The organism is Bacteroidota bacterium (assembly GCA_018831055.1).
Lineage (GTDB): Bacteria > Bacteroidota > Bacteroidia > Bacteroidales > B18-G4 > M55B132.
The window spans coordinates 1-12,700 of record JAHJRE010000193.1; the positions used below are offsets into that span (position 1 = coordinate 1).

The 12,700-nt window shown below is 44.8% G+C and carries 4 protein-coding genes; all 4 read right to left on the bottom strand.

Annotated elements, in window-relative coordinates:
- Positions 1 to 328 (bottom strand): hypothetical protein (locus KKA81_12515; GenBank protein MBU2651750.1); only part of this gene is annotated, 328 nt, incomplete at its 3' end.
- Positions 329 to 513: 185 nt separating this feature from the next.
- A complete protein-coding gene (locus tag KKA81_12520; protein MBU2651751.1) occupies positions 514 to 5,064 on the bottom strand; it encodes a T9SS type A sorting domain-containing protein in 4,551 nt (1,516 codons plus the stop codon).
- Positions 5,065 to 5,164: 100 nt separating this feature from the next.
- Positions 5,165 to 8,629: a hypothetical protein gene (locus KKA81_12525; protein MBU2651752.1), complete on the bottom strand. Its 3,465-nt coding sequence runs from the start codon at positions 8,627 to 8,629 to the stop codon at positions 5,165 to 5,167.
- Positions 8,630 to 8,828: 199 nt separating this feature from the next.
- Positions 8,829 to 12,602, bottom strand: a complete 3,774-nt coding sequence (locus KKA81_12530) for a PKD domain-containing protein (protein ID MBU2651753.1) — start codon at positions 12,600 to 12,602, stop codon at positions 8,829 to 8,831.
- Positions 12,603 to 12,700 lie beyond the last annotated feature (98 nt).

A 12,700-nucleotide genomic window follows, 5' to 3' on the forward strand; every position in this document is an offset into this window, starting at 1 on the left:
ATTCGATCAAACTGACCCGGGCAAGCTTTTCATCAGGAAGCCCTATAATTTCATGAACCAGAGGGAGGGCGGGTTTTCCTATTTCCTGTGTTGTTTGCCAGGCATGGAACCTTAGTTCCTGGAAGGTCAATCCTTCTTTTTCTACATTATTGACAAACATTCCGGGAATTCGAACATCTACGACCATGTAGGCTTCATTCTGTTCGATGACATTAATTTCCGGAATATCCGGGTTATCGGTTGTGAATCCTACCCAGGTTCCCTGGGAGTATCCCCATCCGGTTATAAGAAGAAGTAAAAAAGTAGCGATGATGTTTAACTTTTTCATGGTAAAGGAATTTATTGTGCCGTTATGTATACAAAATTAAGCTCACTTTTATCATTTGTCAGGCTTCCTGGCAATAAAATAAGGTTCAAATACCAATTTATAATCTATCCAAATAAATTCTGGCAGGAATTTAAAAAAAATGCCTGCCCAAAGGGGCAGGCATTTAATATTCGGATAATTTGAATTTACTTTTGGATGATCAGTTTACGGAAATATGCACCTTTATCGTTTTCGATAACGATGAAGTACATTCCTTCCGGTTCTGCGGAGAGATCGATGGTACCGGTATATTGTCCGTCGAATGTCAGGTTTTCAGCATTGTACACGGCTACACCAAGGGCGTTCAGGACTTTAATGGTTACATCGCCTTTTCGGGCAGCAGAAAGCTCTACTGTACACTGCCCGTTGGTTGGATTGGGATAAATGTTGATTCCCAGTCCGGTGCTGTTTTCATTAAGTCCGAATGTGTTTTCCACGGCAATGTCAATGCTGGCATCCGGCCCTTCACCGCAATCGTTGGATCCCATTACACTAAGCTGGGCATTTCCGGTAAATGAATCTTCCCAGACAACCGAGCAGGAGGTGTTGTTTTGGATGAGTGTACCTGCATTGGATGGGTTAAGAGACCACACATGTGATACTGCATTGGCAGTATTTCCGGTTGTGTAGGTAGTAGTATCTACCAGGAAGTTGTCGAAGGAAGCAGTTCCGTTGGGATTATCGGGCGTACCCGGATATGGCAGCAGGCTTATAAGTGCATTTCCTGTTCCCGTATTGGTACAATTGTTGGCATCATTAACGGTTGTGATTGTATAATCCGTTGTTTCACCAGGTTTTACCCACATGCTATGGGGTGAAGCAGGAACATTCATGCTCATAGTTCCTTCATTCATGATCACATACCAGGGTGCGACACCGGTAAGTGTCAGCGTTATCTGTGTACTATCGCCGGGGCATATATTTGCTGTCCCGCTGATCAGGGCTGAAGGCATTTCATGGATGGTAACATTCATAGGTTCTGATTGAGGACCGATTCCTGACTGATTCATAGCACAGACCGTGACGGAGGCTGTACCGTTAAATTCAGCATCCCATTCAACGTTGGCTATTGTATCGGATCCGGAAATAGTACCAGCATCCAAAGGATCAATGGCCCAGATGTAATTGGTTGCGCCTTCCACTTTATGCGTTGTATATTGTGAATTAGCGCTACCCTGGCATGCCTCAGCCGGACCTGCCGGACAGGGAGGAGCGATGGGAACTCCGTGGAACCCGAAGAAAGTCAGGTATTCTTCCATAAGTTCCTCTTTAGTGGATTCATTATCGGCCAATCCACCGAATTCAAAGGATGAGCCAATGGTTTTATAAGCTCCTCCATCGTGGGCAACTGCAACACCATAGCTGGGGCTGCTGTTTTTAAAGATCAGGAATCCCGGGGATATGGCACCGATCTGGTCGATCCAGTTATTATCACCACCAAAGGCAAAACTCATCCCTTCCGTGAAAGTACCTGCCTGTCCGTTTATGGTAGCCAGGTCGCTAGAACCGTCGCCAATACCGTTAATTTTAAAATAAGGATGAACGGCGGTTGCGTCGTCGTAATACCAGGTATCTCCACCTTCCATATACAATCTTCCTCCATTCTGAACGAAATCGGCCAGGGCCTGGCCTTCGGTTGGGGATAGAATATGATTTGTGCTGTAAGTACCGAGGCAGACAAAGATGGAAGCATATAAGTCAAGGTCTTCCGGCATCGTGGTAGTATATTCAACCGACAATCCGACATCCTGGATAGCCTGGTTGATATAGGGTCCGGAGTTCTGGTTTCCGTCAAGGTCAAGAACAAGCACAGGGATTTGTCCAATTGTGAGACTGAACTGTCCACTACCCTGTAATCCTGCATAACCGGTGAGGTCAATTTCGAAAGTGGCATTATAACCTGCGGGTGCCATGCCAGTAGTGATGCTGAATGTTTGCTGGGCATCGCTTCCGCTCATGATATCCCCATATTCCAAAGGATCTGAATGGATGGTCACATAAGGATCGGAAGAGATCAGTTCACCCCAGACTTGCAGAGCATCAGCTGAGCCGGTGTTTTCAACCGAAACGATGAGGTTTGCATTTTCACCCGGATCAAGTTTACCATTACCATTACCCTGGGAATCATCTACAGTAACCGAAAGATATCCCAGCATAGGAGCATGTGCCATCATACTCATGGAACTGTTCCAGGTATTACCCAGGTTGTCTTCTGCAACGATATCGAATGTGATCTGATGGTTGTCGGGAATGGCGCCTGAAACATCAAACGCGTAACCGTCAGTAACGGTTATCACTTCATTGGCCGGAATGGTCCCGAAATCGGCAGAAGCTGTGTTTAGCGTAACATAGGTATCCGATGTGCTAATGGCAACCTGAACGTCTTCACCGGCCTCGGATCCAACATTTTTCATGGTTAAGCTGAGCAGGATTGATTCACCATAATCAACCACACCATTATTATTTCCGGAAGCATCATTGATGGCAAAATCGTGTTTTACCACGTAAGGACCGGTGGGAGGAATAACCTGTATCTGAGCCTCATAGCGGTAATAATTGGTTTTGGTGATAACAATATCCACCATTGTGGGGGGGTATTGCGGAAGTATTGTTATATCAACCGGACTGCCCGTACCTAATGCAGTTCCGATAATTTCTCCGTCAACAGAGAGTGCGATCAGAGCGCCATCATTTGCAGTGACGGTAAACTGCTCAAGTCCGGCCAGCATCACATTATCGTGAGATACTGTGAGATACTGGGGTACCTCTGAGTATAGTGTCATAAATGCATCACCATGATGGTGGAAGAGATGGTAGGTAACTTCCTTGTTTCCTGTATTGTAAGGCCAATTGGATTCTCTCAGGAAATATTTACCACCTGCATTACCGAAAGCCGGTAATAATCCACGGGGAGCAGGGGGAGTTTGTTCATCGGGCATGAAATCAGGCCACATATTATCGAAAAGCCCCCAGACATAAGTGTCATTTACAAATGAGTAAGATACTTCAGAGGCAGCAATAAGCCCCAGAGCTCCTGCATTATGTCCGTTTTTTGTATGACGGTGAAATTTCTCAGTAAAACACTCATTGTACCAGTTGTATTTCCCGGTTAAGCAGTTAATAGAGAAAATAAAGCAAAGGTCTTCATTTTCCAGGCTGTTGATATGAGTATTGCTGAAATCCGGTTCACCCCAGCCGGTTTCTCCACCATGGTCTCTGTGCTGTAGCATGAAAGCCCCGTCGTTGATGGCATCGATTACCATTTGGGCTGTTCCGCCTGACCATCCGCCAAGTTCTGCCGGTGTCTGTGGAATGTAACCCTGTCCAGAGGGTCCGAAATAACTAACTACCTGGTCGGTGTTCGTCGCTGTTGACCAGATTGTACCTGGAGTTCCCTGGTATATAGCATTGATACGAACCGGATCTTTGCCTTGTACATGTTTGAAATATCCTCCGACGGTTTCTGAACAGATCTGGAACCAGCGTTCGGTCTGCCAACCCAAAGCGGTAATGGGGTGGTTGTAAAAATCGGGATCGGTAGGAGGATTTCTTTCATAATCAAGTACCTTAGTGACCATAGTGTGCAGATGTTCTTCGTTTTGTGCGGTCATACGGGCAAAAACGACATCAGGCATATCGGTAAAACCAACTCCTGCAACATCGGCAAAGATATTGTCTGAAACACAGTATCCATCCCAGATAGGAGAAATAATGGTGCTTCCTGATGTTCCGTAATCACCCATTAGGAGGACGGCGGCCGGTGGATAGTCCCAGTTCAGGAAAGCGTCATCAACAAAGCTTTCGATTGCGGCCACTGTATTTCCACCAACATCGGTTGTGGTATAAACGCCTGTATGAATACCCTGCCGGTTTCTGAAGAGTTTAAGTGAATCTGCCCAGCTGATGAAGATGGGATCATCGGGTGTAATGATAATATATTCATAATCAGGGGTACGGCTTCCTGCATTCGGACGGGTGTAATCAGGTTCGGGAAGTGAACGGTAATTGATCAGCATGTCGGCAAGGATGGGTTCCCAGTAAAGACTTCTGTAACGATTTTCACCGAATTGTCCGTTTCCACCTTCAAACTTAACATTTACCTTCAGGTCCCTATAAACAATGAGTTCACGGGTAACCGGATTGTACTGAAAAGGGGTAATACCCAGGATTACCGCATCAACCCCACGGATCTCAGCCGTTTCTGAAAGCATTACGGGATTCTGGGGATAGAAGCTATCGCGGGAATATATCTTTTCGTTCTTTCTGTAGTACAGGGGGCCGTCTTCGGTAATCTTAGGAATACGCGGTGCAGGTGCAATATTAATGTTTTTAAAGACTTCTGTACGACTGGCAGTAATCTCATAAGTCACCCTGGCGCCATTCGGAACTGCAATGAAACGGCTCATGGCAGGCAAATCAGGATATCCTTCGTCGTTGGGAAGGAAGTTTCCCGGAATTTCCACCTGTTTCATGGCTTCGCCATTGATGTCTATGTCGGAAACAGATAATTTGTCAATAGAAAATGTCAATTCTATTCCACTGGTTGTTTCACTGGAAAGACGGATTCCGGGTTGTGACCAGGAATCGGAATAGGTAATATCCTGGGAAATCGCTGTTTGAAAAGCGAAGAGCAGAATAATGACCGGCACGATAGCTGCTATTTTGCCGGCTATCGAATTCAGTAGAGCATTTCTCATGATAAAGGAGTTTAAATTAATATTCTGAACCGTAGTTTTATTTTGTAAATAACAAATATATAATAAAATACATGTTTAACCGCAAGGCTGTTTTAATTTTTTACTGGTTGTGAACGATCTTTTTCACGGAGACGGATGTTCCTGAAATAACCTGAAGGTTGTATACTCCACCAGGAATACCGGATGTTCCCACTGTAAAAGACATGATACCTGCTGGGTTGACTTTACCTTCATAAATGGCCATTACCTTTCTGCCGAAAATATCAAGCAGGTTGACCTGGATTGAGGAGCCCGGTGCGCATTTTACCGTCATCTTCAGATTTTCTTTGAAAGGATTAGGCATAGCGTTGACATGAATTTCCTGTTCATAGGTTTCGTCAGAGATTCCCGTGGTTGGCGAAACCGGTGGAAAAACAATATAATCAACCCATGCGCAGTCATCACCGTTGCTTACGAAGATATCTTTAGCGTATTGCCAGTAAAACGTGTGGTTACCGCTACTGACAGGATAGGTGAACATTTCCCAGTCATGTTCTCCGGCCCATTCGCCCTTCACAACTCCGTCTATCAGGAAACGCAGGTAATCGTAATCTTCCTCCGATGAAACTTTTCGGTAGAAGGAAATATTTCCATCGGAAATAACGTCGAAATTAACGTAAATCAATGATATTTCACTGTCGTCAATGTCTCCTGAAACCATACAGAAATCTCCTTCCCAAGGATCTTCGGTGCTGATCTCCCAGGGCACATGACCGCCCGGTTGCCAGTCAAAGGTGGAAAAATCTCCGGTTTCAAAATCTTCAACGATAAGACCAATTGTCATTTCAAAATCCTGGTTAACAGAATATGAACCTGTCTGACAAACGTAGCTGAAGCTCACCGGAGTACCTATCAGTACATCATCATCCACCACCACGGTAAAAGAAAGCAATGCTGTGGAATCAAAGGGGAAATGACCGATATTATAAACCGGGCTTGTAATAGTTACTTCATCGTCTTCGGTCGACAACTCGCCGAAAGCGTTTTCTCCCGGGCTATGGCCGGTGTTGCTTGTAGCAATAATTATCTGTGCGGTTTCCCCGGGATCAAGGATGCCGTTTGCATTGCCGGTTGCATCATTCACGAGGATATCTCCCATAGTAAGTTCAGGTGCGAGGAGTATCATTTCAAAAGAAGAATTCCAGATTTCTTTGCTCCCATCTCCGGCAATAACTTCAAGAGTCACGGCATACTGGTCTGGAACACTATCAGATACAGTAAAAGTAAATGCTTCCGGGATAACAAGGGAAGAGCCTGCCGGAATGGTTCCATAGGTTTCGGTACTGTCTTGCAGGAAGAGATGGTTATCCGTCGATCTAATTGTAATTTCAACATTTTCGGCATCTTCGCTACCTACATTTTCCATGCTTACTTCCAGAAATCCTGTATCGCCATAATCAGGAAGGCCATTGAATATCCCGGTGATCTCGTCAATCTGGTGGTTCTGATAAACGATGTAAGGGCCGCCAGCAGGAATAAAAGTGGTTGGGAAAATAGTGGGGAGGCAATTATATCCTGAAATGATCAGTTCCGCATCGCCAACGGAAGTAATGGGTGGATCAAAGACTATGGTTGCATTACCGAGATTATCGGTAGTAGCCATCCCATGAAACTGATCGTCCTTGAAAAATGTGCAATTATAGTTTTCAAGGGGTATTCCTTCCGAAGAGACATTTATGGTAATGGAAGGAGTACCGACGGTAATGGTTGTTGGGTAGGCTGCATAAACCGAAATGGGTTCTGCAGTCCAAACAGCCAAAGCAGGATCACCCAGGATATTACAATCGTAGAAGCACCAGCGCAGAGCCCCTTCTTCCCACTGACCCGGGGCAGTGACCCAGGGTGAGGTCTGTATTTTTGATTCCATATGGGTAGCTCCGATGCGGTCGATTTTCTCATTGTATAAGGCATCTACGAATTCACGGTGAAGATGTGCCGAAGGGCCTTCAGTCTGACCTTCGTTAAACCAACCATATCTTGAGTTGAATGCTCCGGCAACCACGAAATTGTCGATGTACAGCATTTTCTCAGCGATACAGTCGGATTCGTCGAATGCTCCGCAAATACAACCATGCGTATAAACCAAAGTGTAGTTATGGTCGATACCGTTTACCATAGAGAAGTTTGCATTGGTGATATCCGACATATACAATCTCATGGTATAAGTGGCGTTGGAATGCCCCGAATGATGAATGAAAGAGCGACCTTCATTGATCCTGGAAATAAGTTCACCGGCTGACCAGGTAGCATTCCTGTCGTAAAGTTCAAGGAAATCGTCATCTTCCGGTATACCAACAGTAGTGTACCCATTATCCGAGTGTTCACCGATGAGTAGATCCAGGTAATCAGCACCCCAGGTCAGAGGATCGCTGTAAAGGTGCTCACCGGCAAGAAGAGGCCTGTCCATTTCACCAAGAACAGGGTTTTCCTGGTAGGAAATGGTCTTGTGCAGCATTTTGTCAAGATCTGTTGCATTGCTGAAAGGGAGCCTGGCAACAGCAATATCCGGCAGGAGGTCATCTTCGCCGGGTTCGCCCCAAAGGTTGTCGCCATCATCATTCCAGGTTCCATCAAGGGCTGAATAATATAGATCGGATGGGATGTTATCATCTTCGTAAATGGAACTTGACTGCACCTGGCAGTAAAAGCCCCGGTAAGGGACGAGTTCGGAATCCCCGCCAAGTAAAACGTACTCTATACCATTGGCCTGGTATTCCTGGATAATATAATTTCTGATCTTTTCCTGTAGATCGGATCCACTTATGCTTGAATTGATATCTTCCAAAGCCTTAAACTCACTATTAATTCCTCTGATCTGATAAATATCCCGAAGGGTTTCGAATTCGCTTTCGTATTGTTGCGGGGAGACTATCAGCAGTGAATAACCTTCTGTACGTTCTGTAAGCACAGGATATGTCTTCAGCATTTCAGGATTAGAGACCAACCTGTTGATCCTTGCTTCTGACCATCCTTTCCTGGGACTGTTTAATAAAGCTTGCCCTGCTTTATTACCTGGGGCCGTTTTAATTTTAACCGTTATTTCACGAAAATAGCTGATACTGCCTTTTGCAGGGTTATACCTGACCGGTGTGAAAGTACACATTCCTATTCCAAGACCATTGAGAAAGGAAGTTGTAAGCTTACCCCGGCTTTCCTGGGGATACACTCCATCCATAGAATAAACATCCTCGTTTTTTGAGAACACTCCTGAATTTCCTTGAGATACAGGCCGGGAAGGCTGTTGAGGGAGTATCCGGTAAACTCCTTCCAGGAGGGTTTCTTCGCCCATTATCAATTCTATTGAAATGGCTTCTTCTCCGGGTGGAAGCATTAACATTACGGATTGGTAAGGTAGTGCCGGTTCACTGTTGATACCGGTTATTAAAGTGCCTTCAAACCAAAGGGTTTGAAAATCTCCTGTAGTAGTAATCACAGGATCTTTAAAGTAGTAGGTTTTCGATATTTCACCGGAAAACAAGCTGCCTGCATAAAGGAGCAGAATCAAAAAGAACAAAGATGATTTCATTGCTTAATAGTGCTTTAATAATTAAGTTGTGCAAGGTATGATTTTAGGCTTAATCATAGACACTTAGGTTTTGGAAAACGTTGTCCCTCAAACTATTTAGATTATTTATAAATAGTTATAAAAAAAGCGCCCGAAAGAGGGCGCTTTTTCACCAATTAAAAGAAGGTCTATTTTAATGACCACCTTTCAGAAGGTGTAATTATTTCTGGATAATGATCGGCTTTTGAATTGCCTTTCCATTATTCTCAATCATGAGGAAATACATACCTTCAGCATAGTTGTCCAGATTCAGCCTTTCCTTGAATTCACCATTGACATTCACGTTGTTCTTTTCGAACATAGCTTCTCCAAGGGTATTAAGTACCCGGATATTAATGGTAGCAGGACTGTTACTTGAGAGGTAAATATTAAAGTTTCCGTTATTCGGGTTTGGATAGATCTGAATACCGATATTATTCAGATTATCACTGATTCCGAATGTGTTTTCAATGGTAACGTTCATGTTTTGGGAAACCGGTCCGTTTCCGCAATCGTTGGAGCAGTAAACATTGATATTTGCTGTTCCGGTGAAGGACTGATCCCAGGTGAGGGTTGCTTCTGTTCCGGCAATATCAATATTGGTAACGGCATTTGCAGGATCAACACTCCAGGTATATCCGGTAGCTCCACTGACCTCTTCGGTAGCGTAAGTTGAAGCAGGTTCAAGGTATGCATCCACCTGAGCGGGTCCGGAAGGTTGTACCGGTTGAGCAGGCAAGCTGGTTACATTCATGGTAATGTTATCTGAAACAGCCGGATAAGGCATTGTGCAATCAAGGCTGGAATACAATTCGCAAGTTACCTCATCGCCATTGGCAAGGGTTGTGGTTGTGAATGTACTGCTGTTGTCGCCGGCTTCAACGCCATTAACTTTCCACTGATATATAGGTTCTGTTCCCGGATTAACAGCGGTTGCGGTAAATTCAACCTCGTCACCTTCACAAATTTCGCTGTTTCCTGAGATGCTCACGGAAGCGACCTGGGAAGGATTAACTGTCATCACGATCTGGTTCGACATAGCCGGATTATTATTGGTGCAGTATTCCGATGAACTTAGTTCACAGGTAACCACATCCTGATCGGCCAAATCGGTAGTTGTGAATTCCTGAGTGTTTTCTCCAACAACATAACCATTGATATACCAGGTGTAAACAGGGGTTGTTCCCGGGTTAACCGGGATTGCAACGAAAGTTATTTCATGACCCTGGCATACTGTTGTAGTTTCTGTTTCAACGCTGACATCAACATCAACGTATTCATGAACGGTGATCGTGATTTCGTCAGACATAACCGGATTAACGGTAGCGCAAGGTTCTGATGACAGCAGTTCACAGGTCACGACATCATTGTTTGCCAATGTAGTCAGATATATTGTATCGTTGTCTTCGGCTATCTGATTTCCGTTGATAAACCAATGCAATACCGGGCTGCTGCCTTCGTTCACGCAGGTTGCTGTGAACATAACTTCTGATCCGGCACAGATCTCAGTGATGCTGGCTTCAATATCAACAGAAGGTTCAACGATTTCGAAAACATTGATAAAGTCGGGGATGGTTTTCGTATCGGTTGAATATTGGTTGGATACTTCGAGGGTTACATCGAAAGCTCCGGGATTGCTGAACACGATACCGGTAGGATTCTGCTCGGTAGAAGTTGCCGGTTCGCCACCTTCAAAGGTCCACAACCATGAAGTTGCGTCTCCATTAGTGAGGTCGGTAAAATTAATAGCACCGCCCTGACATGTTTGGGTTGTATCTGCAGTGAAGTTGGCCATTAGAACGTCTTCAACCGGTACGAGAGCTTCATAGCGGAAATAGTTCTGTTTGGTAACCGTGATAAGCACTTCGTTACCAATTTGCAGGGTAACACTGAGAGGAATCACAACCTGTCCAAGAGCAGCGGTAGCAGTACCGATCAGTGCTCCGTTGCGGGTTACACCAATGAGAGAACCGGGAAGTGCAGACACTATAATGCTGGTGCTTCCGGGTGCAAATGAAGGATCATGCTGCACGACGTTATTCTGCGGCATATTGTAATAAACCTGTGTAAAGGCATCACCATGGTGGTGGAAGAGATGATATGTAACTTCCTTGTTTCCTGTGTTATAGGGCCAGGTTGATTGTTTCAGGAAGTATTTACCGGCTGCATTTCCGAATGCGGGGCGTACGTCCCTGGAAGCAGGAGTGGTGCCATAATCGGGCATGAAGTTTGTCCACATATTGTCGATCATTCCCCATACATAGGTGTCATTAACAAAGGAATAAGAAGTTTCCGATGCAGCGGTTACGCCCAGGGCTCCTGCGTTTTGGCCGTTCTTTGTATGACGGTGGAATTTTTCGGCAAAACATTCATTAGACCAATTGTATTTACCGGTAAGACAGTTAATGGAAAATACCCAGATAAGGTCTTCGTTATCAAGGCTGTTGATGTTGGAGTTGGTATAGGAAGGCTCTCCCCATCCTGTTTCCATACCATGGTCACGGTGCATCATCATGAATGAACCTGCATTGATGGTGTTATTGATAGCAGTGGCATTACCGCCGCTCCATCCGCCAAGCATATTCGGGGTAGCAGGGATGTATCCGAGTCCGTTGGGTCCGAAATAGTCTACTACGGTTTGAGTATTCTGGGCTGTTGACCAGGTTGTTCCCGGGCTTCCGGAATAGATCTCATTGATCCTCTCAACATCTTTTCCAAGAACATTTTTCCAGAATCCGCCAACGGATTCGGCGCAGATCTGGAACCAACGCTCGGTCTGCCATCCGCAGGCAGTGATCGGTGTATCATAATAATGCTGGTTTACCGGTGGGTTTCTTTCATAATCCAGTGCTTTGGTAACCATAACCTCAAGCTGGTCATAGTTGTTTGCGGTAATACGGGCAAAAACGACATCGGGCATATGGTCCCCGTTTACGTCTGCATAAATGTTATCGGAAGCACAATAATTATCATAGATGGGAGCAATGATATTCACGCTGCCATTGGTTCCGTAGTCACCCAGCAACAAGCAGGCTGCCGGCGGAATGGACCAGTTGTTGTAAGCATTGTTAATGAAAGCTTCAATAGCAGTGGTAGTATTTCCTCCTACTTCAGAAATGGTAAAAACTTTGGTAAGGATACCCTGGTTTGTACGGAAGGTTTTCAATGAGTCAGCCCATTGCTGGAAATCAGCTCCGTCGGGAGAAATGATGATATATTCACATTCATCGTCGTCACGGTTGCCATTCAGCAGTCTTTTTGAATAATCAATTTCAGGAAGAGCATCATGATTCAGTAAAGCATCTTCAAGAATTGGGTCCCAAAAACGGCTTCTGAGCCTTTCATCGCCAAACTGCCCATTACCTCCCTCGAAAGAAATACTTACTTCAATATCCCTGTAAACAACAAGTTCTTTGGTTACCGGATTATATTGGTAGGGTGTGATACCCAGCATGGTAACATCAACACCTCTTATGGAAGCCGGTTCCGAAAGCATAATAGGCTGAGCCGGATAGAAGGCGTTAGTACTATAAATAACGGGATCCTTTTCATAGACCAGATTATCCTCGGTCTCCAATGGGATTACCGGAGCCGGTGCGAGGTTGATGTTGCGGAAAGTCTCTGTTCTGACACTGACAATGTTCAGAACCGGCGTGGCTCCCTGTGGAATGGCAATATAACGGCCATTTCCCGGAAGATTGGGAGCTCCTGCTTCATTGGGAAGGTATACCTGTGGCATGTTGAGGACGTGCATGCTTTCACCGTTAATTTCCATGATGTTCAGACTGAATTCCTGAACGGAAAAGATTACGGAAACATCTGTAGTCCTGGATTGTGCCAGGTTAAATCCCTGATTTCCCCAGCTATCGTTGTATTTGTGGTTTTCTGCCTGAATACCGGCGGAAAACAGAATAGCAAGGAAGAGAGCAAGTGTAGTAAAAAATCTGTTTTTCATAGGTTTCATAACTTCTCTTAAATTTGATGATAGGTGATCAATTATTAACATAAAATTCATGGTACAAAAATAATTAATTGTCGGATAACAAACAAGTT